This is a genomic window from Pseudomonas sp. MH9.2, assembly GCF_034353875.1.
Lineage (GTDB): Bacteria > Pseudomonadota > Gammaproteobacteria > Pseudomonadales > Pseudomonadaceae > Aquipseudomonas.
Window position 1 is genome coordinate 2515735 of the sequence record NZ_CP133784.1, and the last position, 21120, is coordinate 2536854.

Sequence of the window (21120 nt, forward strand, 5' to 3'; positions counted from 1 at the left end):
CCCATGGCCGAGCTACCCATAGATAGACTGCCTGAAGAGCAGGCCGCTTTACCCACCGACAGCCAGAACCCGTGGCTGGAGCTACGCCGCCTTACGCCCGCGCGGATCGCCCTCGGGCGCACCGGCACCAGCCTGCCCACCCGTGCGCAGCTGGATTTTCAGTACGCACATGCGCAAGCCCGCGATGCCGTGCACTTGCCATTCGATCACGCAGGGCTCCGCGCCCAAATGGCCGAACGCGGGCGCGACACCCTGCTGCTGCACAGCGCGGCGCTCGACCGTCACAGCTACCTGCAACGCCCTGACCTGGGCCGACGCTTAAACGAAGCCTCCGCTCAACAGCTGCGCGACTATGCCCTGGCCCACCCCGGCGGCGTCGATCTGGCCGTGGTGATCGCCGACGGCCTGTCAGCGCTGGCCGTCCATCGACATGCCCTGCCGTTTCTGGCGCGGATGGAAGAACAGACTTTGTCCGAAGGCTGGTCACTGTCTCCGGTGATTCTGGTAGAGCAGGGCCGAGTGGCGGTGGCCGACGAAATCGGCGAGCTGCTCGGGGCAAAAATGGTAGTGATCCTGATCGGCGAACGCCCTGGGCTCAGCTCGCCGGACAGCCTGGGCCTGTATTTCACCTATGGCCCGAAAGTCGGCCTGACCGATGCCTATCGCAACTGCATTTCCAATGTTCGCCTGGAGGGTTTGAGCTACGGCATGGCCGCTCACCGCCTGCTTTACTTGATGCGTGAAGCCTGTCGACGCCAGCTTTCAGGGGTCAATCTAAAGGATGAAGCCCAACTTCACACCCTGGAATCGGATGCACCACTCCCGGTGAGCAGTAACTTCCTGCTGGCGAAGCCCAAAGACTGACGGTCATTGGATTGCGCTTTCTAAATGCTTTAGGCAGCATCGAAAACGACTGGCTGAGCGACCTGTTCGCTGTCATCCCCCATTGTGAAGTTGAGGCCCAACGTATGCGGATCATTCAAGCCACCCTGGAGCACCTGGACCTGCTGAGCCCGCTATTCGTCAAATACCGCGAATTTTACGGCGAGCTGCCTTTCCCCGACTCCTCCCGCGCCTTTCTGGAAAAGCGTCTGCGCCGCAAAGAGTCGGTGATTTACCTGGCATTGCCCGATGACGACGACAGCAAGCTGCTTGGCTTCTGCCAGCTTTACCCAAGTTTCTCGTCGCTGTCGCTCAAGCGCGTGTGGATTCTCAACGACATCTACGTCGCCGAAGAGGCTCGCCGCCAGTTGGTCGCCGACCATCTGATCAAGAAAGCAAAAAAGATGGCCAAGGAAACCCACGCGGTGCGCATGCGCGTTTCCACCAACAGCAACAATGACGTGGCGCAGAAAGTCTACGAGTCCATTGGATTCAAAGAAGATACGCAGTTCAAGAACTACGTATTGCCTATCAACGAGGATTGACTCACGCCCATTTACCGACAGGAAATCGCCCACAGATCCGGCGGGCGATTGCCTACGAACAAACTGATACGGTCTGACCGGTCGGCAACCGCTCCTCCTCCCCGCTTAAAAAACATTCTATTGACATACTTCGCGACAAACTGATCGGGCATTAGAGGGTTGCCCCCCTATAATGCTGCCCATATCGCCTCAGCATTCCCCTTAGCACACGACCCAGAATCTGGTCATTTACACAGGTGCCGTACATGGACTTCAACCCGATCGACATTATTTTGCATCTCGACGTATACCTCGACATGCTCGTAACCAACTACGGCGTCTGGATCTACGCGATCCTGTTTCTCGTCATCTTCTGCGAGACAGGGTTAGTGGTCATGCCATTCCTGCCCGGTGACTCATTACTGTTCATCGCTGGCGCGGTTGCCGCCGGTGGTGGCATGGACCCGGTCCTGCTCGCTGGCCTGCTGATGCTGGCGGCAATTCTCGGTGACAGCACTAACTACGTGATCGGCCGAACAGCAGGCGAAAAACTGTTCAGCAACCCGAACTCGAAAATTTTCCGGCGCGACTACCTGCAACAAACTCATGACTTCTATGATCGCCATGGCGGCAAAACCGTAACGCTGGCGCGCTTCCTGCCCATTATCCGCACCTTTGCCCCCTTTGTTGCAGGCGTGGCCAAGATGCCCTACCCGCGGTTTTTCGGTTTTAGCGTACTGGGCACTGTCGCCTGGGTTGGCGGGCTGGTCACCCTGGGTTACTTCTTCGGCAACGTACCGTTCATCAAGAAGAACCTGTCGTTGCTCGTAGTCGCTATCATTCTGCTATCACTGATGCCGATGATCATCGGCCTGGTACGTGGCCGTCTGGCCCGTTCAGCTGCTGCGCGCTGATACTTGATGTGGTCGCTTGGCTCATGGCACAGGCAGCGGATACTCGACCAGCATCCGGTCGATCAACAGGTCTGGAATCGCGTCCGGCAACGGCTGGCGATTCTCGACGGGTTAAATGCCGAGGAGGATCAGCGCCTGCGCGAACGCAGCGTGCTGTTCCTTCAGGACAAGCACCTGACCGCCCTGCCCGGCGTAGAACTGGACGACGAGCAACGTCTGTTTCTCGCCGCTCAGGCACAATTGCCGCTGCTCAACCTTGATGAGTTGAACTGGTATCAGGGCTTCCATGAGCTGGTGCTGTACCCGGACGACTTCATCAGCCCGCAACGTCATCGCGACAGCAACGGCGTCGAGCATGAATGGAACGGCAAACACAGCGGCGAGGCCTGGTCCCAGGGGCCGGTAATCCTGGCATGGCCGGGGGTGTTGTCCAGCGGGGGCTGGCACGCCTACAACCTGGTTATCCATGAACTGGCGCATAAACTCGACATGCTCGATGGCGCCGCCAATGGGGTGCCGCCGCTGCACAGCGACATGCGCGGCAGCGACTGGGCCAGCGTCATGCAAACGGCTTATGACGACCTGAACCGACAACTGGAACACCACCCGCACGCCCAACCGACCATCGATCCGTACGCCGCAGAAAACCCCGCAGAATTCTTCGCCGTCACCAGCGAGTACTTCTTCAGCGCACCGAACCTGTTGATCGCAGCCTATCCAGCCGTCTATGAACAGCTAAAAGCCTTCTACCGACAAGACCCCCTGGCACGCCTGCGGCAACTTCGCCATGACCATCCCGCCTACAAGACCCACTACTAAGGTCTAGGGGCCAATCGCCATGCGTGGCAACCGGCTCTGAGTATGCCTATAATCGCCACCACTTTTTGGTCGATTCGACCAAAGCCTGACTGGTCAACTACGGGGGCAACGCCCAATGAGCTACAGCAAGATTCCGGCTGGTAAAGACCTGCCGAACGACATCTACGTCGCGATCGAAATTCCGGCCAACCACGCGCCGATCAAATACGAAATCGACAAAGAAACCGATTGCCTGTTCGTTGACCGTTTCATGGCCACCCCCATGTTCTACCCGGCCAACTACGGTTTCATTCCTAACACCCTGGCTGACGACGGTGACCCCCTCGACGTGCTGGTCGTAACCCCTTACCCGGTTACGCCAGGCTCGGTTATCCGCGCCCGTCCGGTCGGCATCCTGCACATGACAGACGACGGCGGCGGCGATGCCAAAGTCATCGCAGTCCCGCACGACAAACTGTCCCAGCTGTACGTCGACGTCAAAGAATACACCGACCTGCCTCCCCTGCTGCTTGAGCAAATCAAGCACTTCTTCGAGAACTACAAAGATCTCGAAAAAGGCAAATGGGTGAAGATCGAAGGTTGGGGTGATGCAGAAGCAGCCCGCACTGAAATCATGAAGTCGGTTGCTGCCTTCAAAGGCTGATCGACGACGGTTGCTGCGTCAGTAGCACCGTGAAAGAGCCCTGGCTTCTTGATGTGAAGCCAGGGCTTTTTTTCGCCTCGAACTTCTGTTGTTTACCTGTCACGAAACACTGATGGAAACCCCCTACAAAGCACCGCCACGCCTGTAGTACGCGCACTCATTTGGTGATTTGACGCACCGCTCATTTGAACACCTCGTTTATTTAAACAAGCTCGTGACCTCCGTAAACTCGGTGCTTATGAAGACATCAGGTGATCGCTTACGCGCCCTCCTTCGGGAGTGCCATCTCTCAGCCACGGACTTTGCCGCCAATCGCAAAGTGACGCCGCAGCACGTGAACAACTGGTTCAAGCGCGGCATCCCCATGGCCCGACTGGTGGAAGTGGCTGAATTATTGACCGTCAACCCCCAGTGGCTGCGCTCGGGTGATGGGTCCAAACACCCGAGAGAACGCACCGAGAACACCTATAACAACAGCACTTCAGTTGCCATCCGGGCCGACGCCCCCCAGTCCTCCGAAGACGTAAGCGTGCCATTGCTCAAGGAAATCGCATCCACCCTCGGCCCTGGACGAACCGTCGTCGCCGAAGCCCCCGACCAAAAAGTCCGCCTATCACTGCACACCCTGCAAGCCATGAACATCGACCCCAGCAACGCCGTGTGTGCCGCGATCATCGGCAACAGCATGGCCGAGACAATCCAGGACGGCTCGATCATCGGCATAGACCGCGGAACGACACAAGTCATCGACGGCGAAATGTACGCCCTCGAACATGACGGCATGCTCCGCGTGAAATACCTCTATCGCTTGCCCTGCGGCGCCATGCGCCTACGCAGCCATAACAGCGCCGAATACCCGGACGAGTTTTTTAGCGCCGAACAAATCAAGAAACAGAATATTCGGGTCATGGGCTGGGTATTTTGGTGGTCAACATTAAACACCCGTCGACGAACGGCATCGTTTCAGTAATCACGCTAAACAGCGTGTTCACGATTGAGCGAGAAACTACCTCCTCGATCACGCTCCAGGCGCAGAACGAGAATGATCTATCCAAACGCTGGGCATCAGGCACTAACCCAAGTATCCTACGCGCCTCGTTTTAGACGCCCCGAACGATACGTTCGCGTCGCCCCCCATTCAGTCGCCCCCGTTGCGGGTCGCACATTTTGAAGGCGGTTGCGGTTTACCAAAAATAAACCAAAACCGTCCCCGAGAAGCCGGCCACAAGCCGGCTTTTTAATTGTCCGAAATAAACCTGTCCCATCCGAGATTCCACCTGATAGCCTAGCTATTTCGGAGGTTTCAGGCACTCCCTTGCCCGATGGGGTTCAACGCCACTTGACCTCATCCGACGATGAAGTGGGGGACAAAAGGGACGACAGGGGAAATCCAATGGGTAAGCTGAATCCGAGACAAGTCGAAAACCTGACCGAACCCGGCACCTACGGAGATGGTGATGGGCTTCGCTTGGTCGTCAAACCTACCGGGCGTAAATCCTGGCTACTTCGCTTCCAACTGGCAGGCCGCCGCAGGGAGATGGGCTAGGACTCACTCCCTGAAGTGAGTCTCAAGAAAGCCAGGCTTGAAGCCAGCGCCAAACGCAGCCAGTTGAGTGATGGTGTAGATCCTCTAGCCGCTCGCGACATCGAACGCGTGGCTCAACGCGAAGCTCAGAGAGCCATCGAGGCAAAACAGCTGAAGTTCGAGACACTCGCGAAAGAGCGCTGCGAACTCCAGCAACCGCCCGATGTTGGGAATCACAACACCTCGCTCAATGCGGGAAACGGCTTCGTTGCCAACTCCCAAACGCTCGGCCACTTCCTCCTGCGTCAAGCCACTACGTATGCGCTGTTTGGCAATTGCACGGCCCACCACACCCGCCATGTATTTCTGATCAGCCGCTATCACGACCCCTCCCCATCTCGACCTAGATGGTTGGGCATCGCCTCATTGACATGAAGGACATAGCACGATGACAATCAACTTCTAAGGTTGGTTACTCCATTTATGCCCACAGCAAAAAAACAAAGGAGTTTCTCACGCAAGCAATGAAAGGCAGTGAGCAACGGCTTTGCACAGAAAAAGTCGAGCGCAACGGACTCAGATCGAAGCAGCACGGATAAACTGTTAGAGCGGCTGCAAGTGAAGAACGTAGATGAACGCAAGGACAACATCCCTGTGTGCAAGTCGGTGCTGATCAGCACCGAATTTAAACTTTGTGGGATCGTATCAAGCGTAAGTAAAATTTATCCAAACGCACAGATAACGGAACATCAGGAAGCGCTATATCTACCAACTTCCAACATCTGGACCAATATTTGCAATCACTACCATTCTATTAAGTGGTTGCTCCGACCCACACCTAGAATACCAAAATGCTCAAATTTCGAATGGTCTTATCTACGAAAACAAGGCTAACGAGCCCTTTACAGGAACCCTGAATAATACATCTCCCTCGACACAAGAAAACGTAAGTTTTCAGATTATGTTAAACACCTACGACGCAAACATGTCTAACGTCTATGGTGGCGTTTATGGACTCCTTAACCCGCAAGCAATAGATACCAAAAACTAAGATGTACGACAGGCGTAAAAATAGGCTATCTTGATGGCAATATCACCTGCTTCACCCCGTCCACAACCACAAAGCAATACGAAGAAAATTACACAAAAGGCACGCTTGACGGAACTGTAAAGTTTTATGCCGTCGATGGAGAAACAGTACTTACCGAAGGAATAATAAACAAAGATTTGATTGACGGCGATTTCAATATTTACAGCCCTACTAACAGAAATGTCATCGACGAACATCATTACAACAAAGAATCCCCGGACGGCATCCAGAGGACCCATGACGATAAAACGCGAGCGATAACGTCAGAACAATCTGTCAGCTCAAACATAAGCAATTATATAAAAACATTTACACCAGAAGGAAAACCATTAGGGGAAATTACTGTTGAGCGCGATGGAGTCACCATCAAAAATAAACGATGGGACCCAAAAACCGGAGTATTGATTGACGAGCTCATGAGTAAAAATTGCAATTACGCTGGCCCTAGTAAACACGGGGACAGTAATGGAGCACTCGTTAGCAATGGTATTTATGGCCCTGCGGTTATCAATCGCTTATGAGTGAAATCGTAGCACCTAAAGTTGATACTAAAAAGTGCCTCGGCATGTGGACTGACGCGTACCACAAAGAAGAAGGTGAAGAAGCGATGATCTCAGCTGACCAAATTGGTGAATGGGAACGCTGGTGTAGTGACGGAAAATCACCTAGCGTTCCGCGCTCACAATTAAAGCGCCTCCTGCCTGTGAGGCTATTACCTCAAGGGCTCGCCGTATTTTTTTTCAAAACATCCTCCCCTTGGTGTTCCAGACATAGTGAGTCGGTTGCGCATTCCGCAGTGCCAGCAGCAAAACGACTACAGTTGTAATATGTCTTCACTCTCGGTGTCAGCGATTCATTGAATGTTCAACGACTTGAAATATAAGTGCACGATATCGACAGACGGTATTGAAACAGAAGGGTGCGCAAGAAACAGGTGGTTGTCCATGGCTGTGCATTGATTTCTATGCAGTGCATGATTATAATTTTTGCCCCTTTTTGAGAGAAGGGCCAGGTTTTGTTTTTTTGAGTGAAGGGTGGACAGGCAGTGTCATATTCAGCATCAACGCTTGAATCGCGTTCGTTTCGTCGAGATATTAATGGGTTGCGTGCTTGGGCCGTAATTGCTGTTGTGCTTTATCATTTCGGGATTGTTGGTTTTGGCGGTGGGTTTGTCGGTGTTGATGTGTTTTTTGTTATTTCAGGGTTTTTAATGACTGGGATTATCAGTAGAGGGTTGCAAGGCGGTAATTTCTCCGTGTGGTCCTTCTACTGGGATCGGGGTAAACGGATTGCACCCGCATTGATTGCTGTGTCGGCAGTACTGTTAGTGGTCGGGTGGTTTTGGTTAATGCCCGATGATTATAAAAAACTGGCTCGCCATGTCAGTTGGTCGGTATTGTTTAAGTCGAATCTTGGTTACCTACAAGAAGCTGGGTACTTTGACAGTGCCGCTCGAGAAAAATGGTTATTGCATACGTGGTCGCTATCGATTGAGTGGCAATTTTATCTTATTTTTCCTCTGATAATAGCCGCCGTGTGGAAAGTCATCCCTAAACGGGGTGCATTGGTCGCCACCCATGTAATATTCTTGTTAATGTCTTTTGTGATATGCGTCATTCTCACTCGGCAAGACAGCGCGAAGGCATTTTACCTTTTCCAGTCTCGCGCGTGGGAGTTACTGCTGGGCGGTTTGGTTTTTTTACTTTTTCATCACCGCAGACTCTCCTCCCTGATGTGCAAAATTGCCGAGGGCCTGGGGTTGCTACTGATTTTAGCCTCCATTGTATTGCTCGAGGCCTCTAATGCTTGGCCGGGTATGCAAGCGCTACTTCCAACGCTGGGGGCATCGCTTGTTCTGGTCGCTCAGCGAGATGATTCTATTTGGACGGGGAGCGGGGTCGCCCAATGGCTGGGCACCCGGTCATACTCTATATATCTGTGGCATTGGCCTTTGGTTGTAGGGTTGGCCTATGTTAGTCAATTGCATAGCGCTGTTTGGACCCTGGCTGGGCTGTTGTTGGCACTCCTGACGGGCGAACTGTCTTATCGTTGGATTGAAGTCCCGACGCGCCGTGCGTTGCAGGTGGCGAGGCCGCGCTATGCAGTGAGCTGTCTGTTGTTGGTAGTGCTGTCGGTTTATAGCGTTGGCCAGTGGCTTCGACGTGATGGGGAGCCGAGTCGTTTGCCTCCTGACGTGGCGTCAGTTGAAGCGCAAAAAAACAATCGCAATCCTCGTATAGACGAGTGTTTACATCATGGTATTCCTTGCGTGTATGGTGGCTCTGATATTAAGGCGATTTTGGTTGGGGACAGTCATGCTGATGCAGTAGTCACGGCGGCTGAAGCGGCACTTCCCAGCGTGAAACAAGGTATCTACTTTCAGGCAGCCTCTAGCTGTTTATTCATACCTGAGACCAATTACCCTAACGCTCGAGATCGTGGTGAACCTTGCTCACGCATGATTGATAATATTCATGAGAAGTTGGCAAGTGATATGCTGGGTGCGCCACTTATTGTGATAAATCGAACGTCTATGTATGTGTACGGCCATAACGAGGAGGGTGCAGAGCCACAAGAGCGCAAGACGCAGGTTTTTTGGAATGTGCTGTCGGATGTCGCGACGCCAGAATACTTGGAAGACTTTAGTCGTCATTATATCGATACGGCGTGCTCTCTGGCCAAGGACCGCCCTGTGTACCTAGTGCGACCGATACCGGAAATGCTCGCGAAGGTGCCCACTACAATTGGAAAGGGCTTGATCATGGGGCAGGCACATGATGTGGTAATAAGTCGTGCAGACTATCAGGCTAGAAATGCTTTCGTTTGGAGTATTCAGGATAAGGCTCGCGAGCAGTGCGGTATTAAAATCCTAGACCCACTGCCGTATTTGTGTGACGCAAATTTCTGTTATGGCAGTAAGAATGAAAAGCCACTTTATGTCGATGACAATCATCTGAGTGAGTATGGCAACCGATTGCTGATACCCATGTTTTCTGAAGTGTTTACTCAAGGGGCTGTTGCGGTGAGCGGTGTGCAGAAGGATTAGTTATTTCGATAGGATCATTGTGCGCGCAGTGGATAGGCGACACCGAGTGCCTCACGGGCTAGCTATCTCTCAGCCATTACATAAAAGCCCCTGAATCCATTGATTTAAGGGGCTTTTTATGTTCTGGTGAAAAATTCTGCCTGCGCAATCGCCTTAGCTTAGTTATCAGTTTTTTTATCGAGCTTTCATGATTGGGGCCGTCCTCGAAGGTTTGAGAGCAATGAACTCGACCGGCGTATTACCGTCCACATGAGCCATCGGTCATGTGAAAAATCAACGACAATACGAGATGGGGGGACAAAACGAAGCCTCAATAATAATTCTTTAAAAACATGACTTTATGCAACTAAAAAGCCGGCCACCAGCCGGCTTTTTAATGCCTGCGGGAAAGCCATTCTCATCTACGGGAAACCGCGACGGCCCTGCTAAAGCGCCCGCTCGGCTGGCGCTAAAAATTGAGGGTCGGTAGTGCCGGTGCAGTGCTTGCATATGCCAGACGGCGGAGTTAATTGCCGAGGAGAGTTCTGCAGTACAAAACCCTCTGCATCAGTATTGGATTAGCACGTTGCTTTCCCGATACCTGGTTTCCGTCATCGGTTTCTCGGCGCCAACAACTCAGAACGACCAACCTGCTCTCGGTTGCGTTCAGGTGCTCGAGGGTCTGAGAAGCCCGCCTCGGTGATGGCGGTATCCAGCCCCCGAAAGTGCGGGGCCGCTCTTGGGCTGCGTAGCGTCTCCATCCCCTCGTTCCAGGCATGCACCATGTGTTTGGCCACATCGCGCCAAGCGGGCTCGTTCTTTGCGGCCTCGATCACTTCCTTGCCCACGGCGACAGCAGACTCGCACAGTTGCTCGACCATTGCAGAGTACTGGCGCGCGGCAATACCTAAGCGGCCATTAGAAAAGGTCTCGAGCGTACGTACCGGCGTCCAGATTTGCCGACCGCCGACGGACAAACCTGGCGGGTTCGGTTGAAGCCCAGATAAGGCGTAGTGTCGTCCGAGCCTTTAATGATATGAAAACCGGTGCGCAGGGTGGGATTACCCAATGGCAAAGCGTCATGTGCAACATTCTGTGCGATGAACTTGGGCACAACGCCCGAAATGGCTGCACGTGCGTACCGACGTACCAGCGTCGCAAAATGCTCGGTCGTGTTTTCAGCGCTCAGCAGATGGCCTATTTCCAACGGCTCCATTTCGATGCCAGGCATGACGCCTTCAGGCGTCACCGTCACTCGGCCAATTCCCGCGCCGCCAATTACGGCCAACAGTGACAAGTCAGTGCCGTCAAGCAACGCACCAAACTCTTCGCGGATTACCCCCAGCAAATACCCCTCAGGCAGGTTCTGCCGAAAAAACGGGAAAAGATCGCGAGGCCAGCGCCAGGGGGCTTCACGGACGGGCAACGTCAAGCTGACAAAATCCTCCGCAGTTGTACCTGGAAGGCATTTTCAAGACGTACTCATCACGCTCTCGATAGAGCTTGGCGACCGTTTTTCCGCTGACATGGACATCTAGAATCATGAATCAACCCCCCCTGAACGCTGCTCGGCCAGAATGGCCTCGACCGTACGTTCATGACCGGCCTTCACCAGCTTTAAGTCATACCCGGCGGCTTCCAATAAACGGACAAGAGCCGAGACGCTCATATCACCTTTAGCCATGGTTTCCATACGCACCACCGTCGAACGTGATACGCCGGCACGGCTGGCCAAGGCATCCTGACTCAAGCGAGCCTCACCTCGCGCCTGTTTCAGCATTTCGGACACATCAAACAGGGTGCTCATTTGTAGCCCTCAAGCATCAACTCGTGTGTTTCTAGTGAACGAATGCCATAACGTCATCAACCCATCTTTCCGACGGTTGCCGTAATTCCCACGCCAACTTGATGCGTATGCACACTTTTACGAAGGCCCACCCAGACCACCCGCTTATGAGTGGCAAAAAACGCAACACCTATCCGAATAAGTGCTACCAATCTCCTGCATCTGTTATCGTCAGCGGACTTCATCTCCTCCTCGCCAGCATTTCTAGCGGCAATCTGTGAGCATGCTCTGCGGCGCTGCCTTTTCGGTTCGCTGGTGTGATTGTTTACGGAAAGAATCCAATGGACGAGTGCAGTTCAGGCGATGGTGCACGACTGTTACGCGCCGAAGGTATAGTCGAGTCCCGTCGGCAGGAGACGTTGCTCAAGACTGGCGCCTTGCAGGACGCTATCTTTAATAGCGCCTATTTCTCCAGTATTGCCACTGACGAAAAGGGTGTGATCCAGATTTTCAACGTCGGCGCGGAGCGCATGCTCGGCTATGAGGCCCAGGATGTCGTCAACCTGATCACGCCGGCCGATATCTCTGACCCTGCAGAGTTGATCGCGCGCGCTGCCACGCTCAGCCTGGAATTGGACACACCTATCACTCCTGGCTTCGAGGCCCTTGTATTCAAAGCATCGCGGGGCATTGAGGACATCTACGAGCTGACCTATATCCGTAAGGACGGCAGTCGTTTCTCGGCCATTGTCTCGGTGACTGCTCTGCGCGATGCCCAGGACGACATCATCGGTTATCTGTTGATCGGCACTGACAACACAGCACGCAAGCAGGAGGAAGCCGCCCAGGCATTGCTCGATCAGCGCTTGCGCGATCAGCAGTTCTACACGCGCTCCCTGATCGAATCCAATATCGATGCGTTGATGATGACCGATCCCCAAGGGATCATCTCCGACGTCAACCAACAAATGATGGCCCTCACCGGTCGTACCCGTGATGAGCTGATCGGCGCACCCTGCAAAAAATTCTTTACCGATCCGGTGCGCGCGGATGCAGCCATCAAACGCGTACTCAGTGAGCACAAGGTCAGCGACTATGAGCTGACGGTGCGCGCGCATAACGGCACGGAGACGGTAGTGTCTTACAACGCCGCCACGTTTCATGACCGCGACCGCAAGCTACAGGGGGGTTTCGCCGCAGCCCGTGACGTGACCGAGCGCAAACGCTTCGAGCGCACCTTGGAGGAAAAGAATATCGAGTTGGAACATGCCAACCGCATGAAGTCGGAATTTCTGGCCACCATGTCGCACGAATTACGCACGCCCCTGAACGCCATCATCGGTTTTTCCGAGGCGCTCAAGGATGGTCTGGCGGGTGAGATGAGCGCGACTCAGTTCGAATATGTCGGTGATATTTTCACCAGCGGCCAGCATTTGCTGTCTCTGATCAATGACATCCTCGACCTGTCCAAGGTTGAAGCCGGGATGATGGCCCTGGAACTGGAAGCGGTTGACCTGCAGAGTTTGCTGGGCAATAGCTTGTCAATCGTCAGGGAAAAGGCGGCGGCCCAGCGCATCCGTCTTGAGCTGGACACCGCTGAAGACTTCGGCGTACTCGTGCTGGACCCGCGCAAGACCAAGCAAATTGTCTACAACTTGCTGGCCAACGCGGTCAAGTTCAGTGCGAGCGGTGGCCGTGTCATCCTCTCGGCCCGCCGGGTTGATCGCGATGTGGTGGGAACACTGGCTGGCGAGTGGCCGGTGTACGGCTTCCCCCTCGCCGACAGCGAACATAAGCAATTCCTTGAACTCTGTGTGAGCGATACAGGCATCGGTATTTCCCAAGAGGACATGGCCAAGCTGTTCCAGGCGTTCAGCCAGATCGACAGCAGCCTGGCACGAAAATTCGAGGGCACGGGACTGGGGCTGGCGATGGTCAAGCAACTCGCCCAATTACACGGCGGCAGCGTGGCCGTTGCCAGTCTGGTTGGGGCCGGCGCACGCTTTGTGGTCTGGCTGCCATTACGTGATTCAGGACAAACCCCGCGACCGCAGGTAACAAGAGCGACAACGCCATGGCCCATGTACTGATCGTTGAAGACAATGCAGCCAACATGAAGCTGGCCCGGCTGCTGCTCAGCAATGCGGGCCATACCGTGTTGTGTGCGGTGGACGCGGAAACCGGCCTGACACTCGCGCGCGAGCAACAACCGGACTTGATCCTGATGGACATTCAGTTGCCCGGGATGGACGGGCTTGCCGCTACCGCCTTGCTCAAGCAGGACTCTGCCACGGCCAATATTCCCGTCATAGCGCTGACGGCGATGGCCATGAAGGAGGATAAGGAAAAGAGTCAGATCGCCGGCTGCGACGGTTACATCGCCAAGCCTCTGCGCTACCGGGAACTGTACGCTGCGATCGACACGTTGTTGACCAACCGCGCAGGGCCGAGCGCCCCTCACATGACTCCGCCCGAGCCAAACCCATGATCAGTTCATCTGCAACCGTATTGATCGTCGATGACGACCCCCAGGTACGCAAGCTGCTGGAATTGCTATTGCAGCACGAGGGCTATCGGACCCGCACCGCAGTGAGTGGCGAACAGGCGTTGGCAACGATCAAGTACGCCCAGCCAGACCTGATTCTGCTCGACGTCATGATGCCTGGGATGGATGGCTGTCAGGTCGCCAGCCATCTCAAGGCCAACGCCGAGACCTCAAGTATTCCAATCATCATGCTAACCGCGTTGAGCGACCGCAGCTCGCGCCTGGCTGCTCTGGAAGCCGGCGTCGAAGAGTTCCTGAGCAAGCCGGTGGACCGGGCCGAACTGTGGCTGCGTGTGAGAAATTTGCTGCGACTCAAAACGTTTGGCGACTTGCTTCGCAAACACAGCGCAAAACTGGAGGATCAGGTACAGCAACGCTCTGCAGATCTGCAGCAGTTTCGCGCGGCGATGGACGTCACTGCGGACGCGATCACACTTATCCATCGCAGCACCTTGCGCTTCGTCGAATTCAATGCGAGCGCCTGTGACATGCTCGGGTATAGCCGCGAAGAACTGTTGCAGATGTGCCCCGGTGAACTGGACGGCTCTTCCACGGCGGATTTGCAGGTGCTGTTTGACGATATTATCACCGGCCAAAATGCCAATGAATTGACCGAAACCCAATTGCGGTGCAAGAACGGCTCGCACGTGCAGGTCGAGATTCGCCGTCAGGCTTATCGCTCGGGAGAGGAATGGATCATCGTCGGGGTCGTGCGCGACATCACCGAGCGCAAAGAGGCCGATAAGCGCCTGCTGCATATGGCCCATTACGATGCCCTCACCGGCCTGCCCAACCGCACCCAGTTTTATGCCACCCTGCAAATCACCCTCGCTCAAGCCGCAGACAACGGATGGCAAGTGGCGGTCCTGTTCATTGATCTGGACCACTTCAAGAACGTCAATGAAACCTTCGGGCACGCCATCGGCGACGAACTGTTACGCCAGCTCAGTAATCGTCTGGTGCAATGCGTGAACATCAGGGACACCGTCGGACGGCTGGGCGGCGATGAGTTTGCGCTCATCCTGATGACGCAGGACGGCCAGAAAGGCGCGACCTCAATGGTCAACAAAGTCCGCGAGGAACTGCGTGTACCCTTCCATCTAAAGGGCCATGAAGTCTCGGTGACCGCAAGCATCGGGATTGCCCTCTACCCCGACGATGACGCCGCTCCTGATACCTTGATCAAATTCGCCGACACCGCCATGTATCGGGCCAAGCAAGCCGGTCGCGACAGCTATCGATTCTTTACCGCCGAAATGAACACTGAGGTATTGGCCCGCCTTGATCTGGAAACAGCCCTGCGCAAAGCCGTGGAGAATGAAGAGTTCGTCCTGCACTATCAGCCCAAAGTGCGCCTGAGCGACGGGCGCGTCTGCGGCCTGGAAGCCTTGTTGCGCTGGGAACGTCCCGGTCATGGTTTGATTTCACCCAATGCCTTTATTCCGGCCCTGGAAGAGACCGGGATGATCATCCAGGTCGGCAAATGGATAATTGCCACTGCCTGTCAGCAGATCGCCCAGTGGCAACGCTCGGGCATCGGCCCGGTTCAAGTGTCAGTAAACGTTTCGGCCCGCCAATTCAATGAGGGCGAGTTGTGGACCGATATCATCCGCGCCCTCACGGACAACCATGTTGCAGCCGATTTACTGGAACTGGAACTGACCGAAAGCTCACTCATGATCAATACCGAGCGCACCATCGTCAGCCTGCAAAAATTGCGCGGCCTGGGCATCAAGGTGTCCATCGATGACTTCGGCACCGGCTATTCGAGCCTGTCCTACCTGCGCCGGTTTCAAATCGATACGCTGAAAATCGATATCTCCTTTATTCGTGAAGTTACCGTCAACTCGGAAGACGCCGCCATCGTCCTGGCCATCATCCACCTGGCGCATAGCCTGAAACTGGATGTGATTGCCGAAGGCGTGGAAACCGTCGAGCAAATGGACTTCCTGCTACGCAACCACTGCGATCAGATCCAAGGCTATCTGTTCAGTCGTCCGCTGGGACTGCATGCCATCGATCAGTTACTGCGCGAGGATAAACGTCTGACATTGCTGGCCCCATGCAAAGTGCGCCAGCCGCTGTAAATTCAGCGTTACAGCCGATCCCTATCAAACAACCGAAGCCCCAACTGTTGCCACGCAAACAGTCATAAAGCACTTTGCACCCACAGCAACAGATCGCCCTCTCCGCTTCTACAACTAATCCTATATAAATCAGTAGGTTGCTCTTCTGGTACACCTTTTGCTCTTTCTTGGCTGTCGACGTTTTTCTCACAGACTTGCCCAAGCAAGCCCCGATAACAAAGCCGTACTTGCCCTGCGTTGCACGCCCCGTCGCTCCTCACCTTGCTCGAGGCCAGTGACGCCCACCCCTGCAACGAGGATTGTGTTCATGAGTCTCGATATTTTCTGGTTTCTACCCACCTCCGGCGACACCCGGTACCTGGGCAAGTCCGACAGCGGTCGCCCGGCCACCAACGAATACATGCGGCAGATCGCTGTGGCCGCCGAGAACCTTGGTTATGACGGTCTGTTGATCCCGACTGGCAGCAGTTGCCTCGACCCGTGGATCACCGCCGCCAGCCTGGTGCCCGTGACCCAGCGCATCAAACTGTTGGTTGCGCTGCGCACTTCGCTCGGCAACCCCACCGCGTCTGCGCGCCAGGCTGCGACCCTGGACCAGGCGTGCCACGGACGCCTGCTGCTCAACGTGGTGCCCGGTGGTGACGCCACCGAATTAGCCGCCGATGGCATTTTCCTCGATCACGATCAGCGCTACGAAGCCGCCGATGAATTCCTCACCATCTGGCGCCAACTGCTCAGCGGCGAAACCGTGGATTTCGCTGGCAAGCATGTGCGGGTAGAAGGCGCGCAAAACTTCTTCCCTCCGGTCCAGCGCCCTCATCCGCCGCTGTATTTTGGAGGCTCCTCACCGGCCGCCCATGAACTGGCAGCCAAGCATGTCGACGCCTACCTGACGTGGGGCGAGCCGCCCGCCGCCGTGGCCGAGAAGATAGCCGACGTGCGTGCACGAGCCAAAAAATATGGCCGTACGGTGCATTTCGGCGTGCGCCTGCATGTGATCGTGCGCGAAACCAACGAGCAAGCCTGGGCCGCCGCCGAGGAACTGATCAGCCACCTCGACGACGACACCATCGCTGACGCGCAACAGAACTACGCGAAGATGGACTCCGAAGGCCAACGGCGCATGGCCGCCCTGCATGGCGGGCAACGCGACAAGCTGGAAGTGTCGCCTAACCTTTGGGCCGGTGTTGGCCTGGTCCGCGGTGGTGCGGGTACCGCACTGGTCGGCGATCCACAGACCGTCGCCGCACGCCTGCTGGAATACGCTTCCCTTGGCGTCGACCGCTTTGTCCTGTCTGGCTACCCCCATCTGGAAGAAGCCTTCCGCTTCGCTGAACTGGTGTTCCCGTTGCTGCCGGGCAAGCAGCCGGTCACCGTGAGCGATCAGGTATTGACCGGGGGTGCGTTCGACGTTCGCGCCGGCAAGAAACCAGCAAAAGATGAGGCCGCCGCATGAAAGTCATCGATATGCGCTGCCGGCCGGCGTACCTCCATGACTTCTTCGGTGCCACACCCGGCTCCCCGGAATACGCCACCGCACGTTGGCTCAATCGCCGAGTGGGCACTCGCGGCAACGATGAGCACTTCGCCCGCTCGCTGACGCCCGAGGGTTTCCTCGACGAAGTACGCGATGCTGGGCTGAGCAAGGCGGTGGTGGTCGGCCGTCACACCCCTAGCCAGCATCTGCCCAACGATCTGATCCACGTCATCGTTCAGGGCCATGACGAACTGCTCGGCATCGGCAGTATCGACCCCGCGCTGCAAGGCATCGACGGTGCTATTACCGAAATCGACCGTGCGATCAACCGGCTCGGACTGGTTGGCATCGACCTGGAGCCGGGCTTCGGGGCGCCTGCTCGTCATCCGGACGATGCGCTGTATTGGCCGATCTACGAACACCTGGACCAGCGCGGCATCCCCCTGTTCCTGATGAGCGGCCCGACCACCCCCGACCCGGCGTTCAACAACCCTGGGCACCTGGCAAAAGTCGCCCAGGCGTTCCCGCAACTGTCCATCGTCTGCTACCACGGCTACTGGCCGAACGTGCAGCAGGCCATCGGCGTCGCCTTCCGCTACCCGAACATTTATCTGGTGCCGGACATGTACCTGTTCCAGCCCGGCAGCGAAGCCTATGTCCAGGCGTCTAACGGTTTTCTTGCTGACCAGTTGCTGTTTGGCTCGTCCTACCCGTTCAGGCCGATTCGCCAGTCCATCGACGACGCCCAGGCCCTCGGTTTCAACGCATCAGCACTCGACAAGCTGCTTTATGGCAACGCCGCAAGGCTGTTCGGACTGTAACGCCGTCTGGATAAACGTCGGGTAAGCACCTGTCTATAAGGGGGGCTGCCCGGCGCATGAACCTCGGTGACGGCCTGTGCCCTAGCCAATCAAGGAGTCACCTGTGACCACCCCAAACGATCCCTTGCAGATCGCCCGTCGTCTGGCGGCCGGATTTGCCATGACCGCTGCCGAGCGTGACGAACGCGGCGGCACCCCCAAGGCCGAGCGCGACGCCCTGCGTGATAGCGGCTTGCTTGCCCTCAGCATTCCCCGCGAGTTCGGCGGCACGGGTGCCAGCTGGAGCGAAGCCCTGAATATCGTTCGCGAGTTCGCCAAAGTCGACAGCTCCATCGCTCATGTCTTTGGCTTCCAGCACCTGATGCTGGCCACCGTGCGTCTGTTCGCCAGGCCAGATCAATGGCAACCCTTGCTGGAACAGACCGCCCGCAAGAACTGGTTCTGGGGCAACGCCCTCAATCCTCTGGACACCCGCACGATAGCGACCCGTTTCGACGGCTGGCGCGAGTTCTCCGGCACCAAAAGTTTCTGTTCCGGCTCCAGCGACTCCGACATGCTGATCGCCTCGGCGCTGGATGAAAGCTCCAGTGGCAAGCTGCTGATTGCGACCATTCCCACCGACCGTGCCGGCATCACTCTGCATGGCGACTGGAACAACATGGGCCAACGCCAGACCGACAGCGGCAGCGCCAGCTTTGAACGCGTGCGGGTCGAGGATAACGAACTGCTCCTCGACCCGGGCCCGTTGAGTACGCACTTTTCCAGCCTGAGGCCATTGCTCGCGCAACTGACCTTCGTCAACCTGTTCCTGGGAATCTCCGAAGGCGCCTTCGAACAGGCTCGCGACTATACGGTTAATGAGGCGCGCCCCTGGTTCAAGGCCGATGTCAGTAAAGCCGTTGACGACCCGTACGTGCTGGCCCACTACGGGGAATTCTGGGCGGGGCTGGAGGCCGTTCGCGCACTGGCCGAACGGGCCAATACACGGTTCGACCACGCCTGGAATAAAGCCGAGGACCTGGAAGCCGAGGAACGCGCGCAACTGGCCCTCGCCATCGGCAGCGCCAAAGTCTACGCCACGAGAATCGGCCTGGACGTGTGCAACCGTTTGTTCGAAGTCACCGGCGCACGCGCGACCAACGCGTCGCGGCGCTTCGATCGCTACTGGCGCAACCTGCGCACGCAGACCCTGCACGACCCTGTGGACTATCGCATCCGCGAACTCGGCGAGTGGGCGTTGAAGCAGACCCCGCCTACTCCCAGTTTTTATTCCTGAGCCCTAACCTCGCAGGAAATTGATTGCCGGGCCGGGCTTGCTTCCCGGCCTCTCCGAGCACCGAACCGTACTGTTGGCTATTGCCCAATCAAACAGCAAAGTGTTGCCCGACCAACACTTGCAGGCTCTAAAAACAGCCAGAGCCCTTGTATTACCCGGCTTTCCTGACTCGGCACGGACTGTGCAATCTCGACAGAAACAATCATTCATGTGCCGCGTGCGCTTAATGAACCTATCGAGTAAGGAGTTAACCGACTATGGCATCTCGCATTATTCTCAATGCATTCGACATGACGTGCGTTAGCCACCAGGCCGCTGGCACTTGGCGTCACCCAGAAAGCCAAGCGTGGAAATACAAGGACCTCGACTACTGGGTCGACCTGGCGAAGTTGCTCGAGCGCGGTTATTTCGACTCGCTGTTCATCGCCGATGTCGTGGGTGTCTATGACGTTTATCGGGGCTCGGTGGAAACCTCGCTGATTGATGCCGATCAAGTGCCAGTGAACGACCCGTTCTTTCAGGTACCGGCCATGGCCACCGTGACCAAACACTTGGGTTTCGGTGTGACCTCCGCGCTGACCTACGAGCAGCCGTATGCCCTTGCGCGCAAGTTCTCCACCCTTGACCACCTGACCAAAGGCCGCGTGGCCTGGAACGTCGTGACCTCCTACTTGAACAGCGCGGCGGTCAATCTCGGCCTCAAGCAGCAGATCTCCCACGACGAACGCTATGACATCGCCGACGAGTTTCTGGATGTCACCTACAAACTGTGGGAGGGTTCCTGGGATGAAGACGCGGTGCTGCGCGACCGTGAGAAAGGCATCTTCACCGACCCGAGCAAGGTTCACCCCATCGGCCACAAAGGCAAGTATTTCGACGTGCCCGGCATCCACCTGTCCGAGCCGTCGCCGCAACGCACCCCGGTAATTTTCCAGGCCGGCGCTTCCACCCGTGGTCGCGCCTTTGCCGCCAAGCATGCCGAAGGCGTGTTCATCAGCCCGGCCACTCCAGAACAGGCGCGGGAGGTCTCCGATGACATCCGCAACCGCGCCGTAGAGGCAGGCCGGACACGCGATTCGCTGAAAATATTCACGCTGCTTACGGTGATCACTGCCGAAAGCGATGAGGCTGCGCAAGCCAAATACCAGGAATACCTGGGCTACAGCAATGGCGAAGGTATGTTGTCGTTCTACGGCGGCTGGACCGGCATCGACTTCTCCGAGTACGACCCGGATCAACCGCTGGAAGCCATCGACAACGACAGCATTCGCTCGGTACTGGAACTGCTCGCCACTGCCGACCCACACCGTAAATGGACACCGCGCGACATCATCAAGCACCGCAGCATTGGCGGCCTTGGCCCCGTACTGGTGGGTGGCCCGAAAACCGTGGCCGATGAACTGGAACGTTGGGTGGATGTCGGCGGTATCGACGGTTTCAACCTGGCCTATGCCATCACACCCGGATCGTTTGTGGACTTCGTCGAGTACATCGTCCCCGAATTGCAACGCCGGGGGCGTGTGCGCACCTCGTATGAGGGCAGCACCTTGCGAGAAAACCTGCTCGACAGCGACTCGGCGTACGCCGCGGCCGACCACCCTGCCGCTCAGTATCGAGGTGCGTTCAAGAACGGGGCAAACGCCACCGACCAGACCAAACCGTCCAAGTTTTCCAACCTGACCTGACGCGCAGTATCGTCCAAGAGG

At 56.2% G+C, this 21120-nt stretch carries 20 protein-coding genes; 16 read left to right on the plus strand and 4 right to left on the minus strand.

Annotation, left to right across the window (positions count from 1 at the left end; all coding sequences use genetic code 11):
* Nucleotides 1–3 precede the first annotated feature (3 nt).
* The 7 genes from eutC to RHM55_RS25920 all read left to right on the plus strand — a co-directional run bounded on the left by eutC (nt 4) and on the right by RHM55_RS25920 (nt 5328).
* Entirely contained in the window at nt 4–864 is an 861-nt protein-coding gene (gene eutC, locus RHM55_RS11785) for an ethanolamine ammonia-lyase subunit EutC (RefSeq protein ID WP_322182884.1), read from the plus strand.
* Nucleotides 865–968: 104 nt separating this feature from the next.
* On the plus strand, nt 969–1427 hold the full coding sequence (locus RHM55_RS11790; protein WP_322182886.1) for a GNAT family N-acetyltransferase: 459 nt from the start codon (nt 969–971) through the stop codon (nt 1425–1427).
* A gap of 245 nt (nt 1428–1672) precedes the next feature.
* Nucleotides 1673–2320: a DedA family protein gene (locus RHM55_RS11795; protein ID WP_322182220.1), complete on the plus strand. Its 648-nt coding sequence runs from the start codon at nt 1673–1675 to the stop codon at nt 2318–2320.
* 6 nt (nt 2321–2326) lie between these two features.
* Nucleotides 2327–3139 (plus strand): M90 family metallopeptidase, encoded by an 813-nt coding sequence (locus RHM55_RS11800; protein WP_322182222.1) that lies wholly within the window; start codon nt 2327–2329, stop codon nt 3137–3139.
* Nucleotides 3140–3254: 115 nt separating this feature from the next.
* The gene (gene ppa, locus RHM55_RS11805) at nt 3255–3782 is read left to right on the plus strand and encodes an inorganic diphosphatase (protein ID WP_219062705.1); all 528 of its coding nucleotides are present in this window, start codon (nt 3255–3257) and stop codon (nt 3780–3782) included.
* Nucleotides 3783–4020: 238 nt separating this feature from the next.
* A complete protein-coding gene (locus RHM55_RS11810) occupies nt 4021–4752 on the plus strand; it encodes a helix-turn-helix transcriptional regulator (RefSeq protein ID WP_322182224.1) in 732 nt (243 codons plus the stop codon).
* A gap of 423 nt (nt 4753–5175) precedes the next feature.
* Nucleotides 5176–5328 carry an Arm DNA-binding domain-containing protein gene (locus RHM55_RS25920; RefSeq protein WP_407074632.1) on the plus strand — a complete coding sequence of 51 codons (153 nt, stop codon included), beginning with the start codon at nt 5176–5178 and terminating at the stop codon, nt 5326–5328.
* Nucleotides 5329–5412: 84 nt separating this feature from the next.
* Here RHM55_RS25920 and RHM55_RS11820 read toward each other — a convergent pair whose 3' ends face one another.
* Nucleotides 5413–5667: a helix-turn-helix transcriptional regulator gene (locus RHM55_RS11820; protein WP_407074633.1), complete on the minus strand. Its 255-nt coding sequence runs from the start codon at nt 5665–5667 to the stop codon at nt 5413–5415.
* Nucleotides 5668–6534: 867 nt separating this feature from the next.
* Here RHM55_RS11820 and RHM55_RS11825 point away from each other — a divergent pair.
* Both RHM55_RS11825 and RHM55_RS11830 read left to right on the plus strand, forming a co-directional pair.
* Nucleotides 6535–6918 carry a hypothetical protein gene (locus RHM55_RS11825; RefSeq protein ID WP_322182226.1) on the plus strand — a complete coding sequence of 128 codons (384 nt, stop codon included), beginning with the start codon at nt 6535–6537 and terminating at the stop codon, nt 6916–6918.
* 524 nt (nt 6919–7442) lie between these two features.
* Nucleotides 7443–9443 (plus strand): acyltransferase family protein, encoded by a 2001-nt coding sequence (locus tag RHM55_RS11830; RefSeq protein ID WP_322182228.1) that lies wholly within the window; start codon nt 7443–7445, stop codon nt 9441–9443.
* Nucleotides 9444–10033: 590 nt separating this feature from the next.
* Here the strand turns inward: RHM55_RS11830 and RHM55_RS11835 are convergent.
* From RHM55_RS11835 to RHM55_RS11845, 3 genes are all read right to left on the minus strand, one after another.
* Complete coding sequence (locus RHM55_RS11835; protein WP_322182230.1) at nt 10034–10303, minus strand: hypothetical protein; 270 nt, start codon at nt 10301–10303, stop codon at nt 10034–10036.
* A gap of 26 nt (nt 10304–10329) precedes the next feature.
* Nucleotides 10330–10854 carry a HipA N-terminal domain-containing protein gene (locus RHM55_RS11840; RefSeq protein WP_322182232.1) on the minus strand — a complete coding sequence of 175 codons (525 nt, stop codon included), beginning with the start codon at nt 10852–10854 and terminating at the stop codon, nt 10330–10332.
* 108 nt (nt 10855–10962) lie between these two features.
* The gene (locus RHM55_RS11845) at nt 10963–11229 is read right to left on the minus strand and encodes a helix-turn-helix transcriptional regulator (RefSeq protein ID WP_322182234.1); all 267 of its coding nucleotides are present in this window, start codon (nt 11227–11229) and stop codon (nt 10963–10965) included.
* A gap of 320 nt (nt 11230–11549) precedes the next feature.
* Here RHM55_RS11845 and RHM55_RS11850 point away from each other — a divergent pair, with 320 nt between their 5' ends.
* The 7 genes from RHM55_RS11850 to RHM55_RS11880 all read left to right on the plus strand — a co-directional run bounded on the left by RHM55_RS11850 (nt 11550) and on the right by RHM55_RS11880 (nt 21099).
* Nucleotides 11550–13298: a PAS domain-containing sensor histidine kinase gene (locus RHM55_RS11850; protein ID WP_322182236.1), complete on the plus strand. Its 1749-nt coding sequence runs from the start codon at nt 11550–11552 to the stop codon at nt 13296–13298.
* Nucleotides 13283–13696, plus strand: a complete 414-nt coding sequence (locus RHM55_RS11855; protein ID WP_322182238.1) for a response regulator — start codon at nt 13283–13285, stop codon at nt 13694–13696. Before RHM55_RS11850 ends, RHM55_RS11855 begins: the two co-directional genes overlap by 16 nt.
* A complete protein-coding gene (locus tag RHM55_RS11860; RefSeq protein WP_322182240.1) occupies nt 13693–15840 on the plus strand; it encodes an EAL domain-containing protein in 2148 nt (715 codons plus the stop codon). The genes RHM55_RS11855 and RHM55_RS11860 overlap by 4 nt, the downstream gene beginning before the upstream one ends.
* A gap of 307 nt (nt 15841–16147) precedes the next feature.
* Nucleotides 16148–17296 (plus strand): FMNH2-dependent alkanesulfonate monooxygenase, encoded by a 1149-nt coding sequence (gene ssuD, locus RHM55_RS11865; RefSeq protein WP_322182242.1) that lies wholly within the window; start codon nt 16148–16150, stop codon nt 17294–17296.
* Complete coding sequence (locus tag RHM55_RS11870; RefSeq protein WP_322182244.1) at nt 17293–18138, plus strand: amidohydrolase family protein; 846 nt, start codon at nt 17293–17295, stop codon at nt 18136–18138. Before ssuD ends, RHM55_RS11870 begins: the two co-directional genes overlap by 4 nt.
* Nucleotides 18139–18298: 160 nt before the next feature.
* Nucleotides 18299–19414, plus strand: coding sequence for an acyl-CoA dehydrogenase family protein (locus tag RHM55_RS11875; RefSeq protein ID WP_322182890.1), 1116 nt, complete (start codon nt 18299–18301; stop codon nt 19412–19414).
* Between the two features lie 257 nt (nt 19415–19671).
* Complete coding sequence (locus tag RHM55_RS11880) at nt 19672–21099, plus strand: LLM class flavin-dependent oxidoreductase (RefSeq protein ID WP_322182246.1); 1428 nt, start codon at nt 19672–19674, stop codon at nt 21097–21099.
* Nucleotides 21100–21120 lie beyond the last annotated feature (21 nt).

Coding starts and splice junctions, on each gene's coding strand:
- ssuD (WP_322182242.1), top strand. CDS start 16,148: ATGAGTCTCGATATTTTCTGGTTTCTACCCACCTCCGGCGACACCCGG.
- RHM55_RS11860 (WP_322182240.1), top strand. CDS start 13,693: ATGATCAGTTCATCTGCAACCGTATTGATCGTCGATGACGACCCCCAG.
- RHM55_RS11850 (WP_322182236.1), top strand. CDS start 11,550: ATGGACGAGTGCAGTTCAGGCGATGGTGCACGACTGTTACGCGCCGAA.
- RHM55_RS11870 (WP_322182244.1), top strand. CDS start 17,293: ATGAAAGTCATCGATATGCGCTGCCGGCCGGCGTACCTCCATGACTTC.
- RHM55_RS11795 (WP_322182220.1), top strand. CDS start 1,673: ATGGACTTCAACCCGATCGACATTATTTTGCATCTCGACGTATACCTC.
- RHM55_RS11800 (WP_322182222.1), top strand. CDS start 2,327: ATGTGGTCGCTTGGCTCATGGCACAGGCAGCGGATACTCGACCAGCAT.
- eutC (WP_322182884.1), top strand. CDS start 4: ATGGCCGAGCTACCCATAGATAGACTGCCTGAAGAGCAGGCCGCTTTA.
- RHM55_RS11845 (WP_322182234.1), bottom strand. CDS start 11,229: ATGAGCACCCTGTTTGATGTGTCCGAAATGCTGAAACAGGCGCGAGGT.
- RHM55_RS11880 (WP_322182246.1), top strand. CDS start 19,672: ATGGCATCTCGCATTATTCTCAATGCATTCGACATGACGTGCGTTAGC.
- RHM55_RS11810 (WP_322182224.1), top strand. CDS start 4,021: ATGAAGACATCAGGTGATCGCTTACGCGCCCTCCTTCGGGAGTGCCAT.
- RHM55_RS11790 (WP_322182886.1), top strand. CDS start 969: ATGCGGATCATTCAAGCCACCCTGGAGCACCTGGACCTGCTGAGCCCG.
- RHM55_RS25920 (WP_407074632.1), top strand. CDS start 5,176: ATGGGTAAGCTGAATCCGAGACAAGTCGAAAACCTGACCGAACCCGGC.
- RHM55_RS11875 (WP_322182890.1), top strand. CDS start 18,299: ATGACCGCTGCCGAGCGTGACGAACGCGGCGGCACCCCCAAGGCCGAG.
- RHM55_RS11835 (WP_322182230.1), bottom strand. CDS start 10,303: ATGGTCGAGCAACTGTGCGAGTCTGCTGTCGCCGTGGGCAAGGAAGTG.
- RHM55_RS11820 (WP_407074633.1), bottom strand. CDS start 5,667: ATGGCGGGTGTGGTGGGCCGTGCAATTGCCAAACAGCGCATACGTAGT.
- RHM55_RS11855 (WP_322182238.1), top strand. CDS start 13,283: ATGGCCCATGTACTGATCGTTGAAGACAATGCAGCCAACATGAAGCTG.
- ppa (WP_219062705.1), top strand. CDS start 3,255: ATGAGCTACAGCAAGATTCCGGCTGGTAAAGACCTGCCGAACGACATC.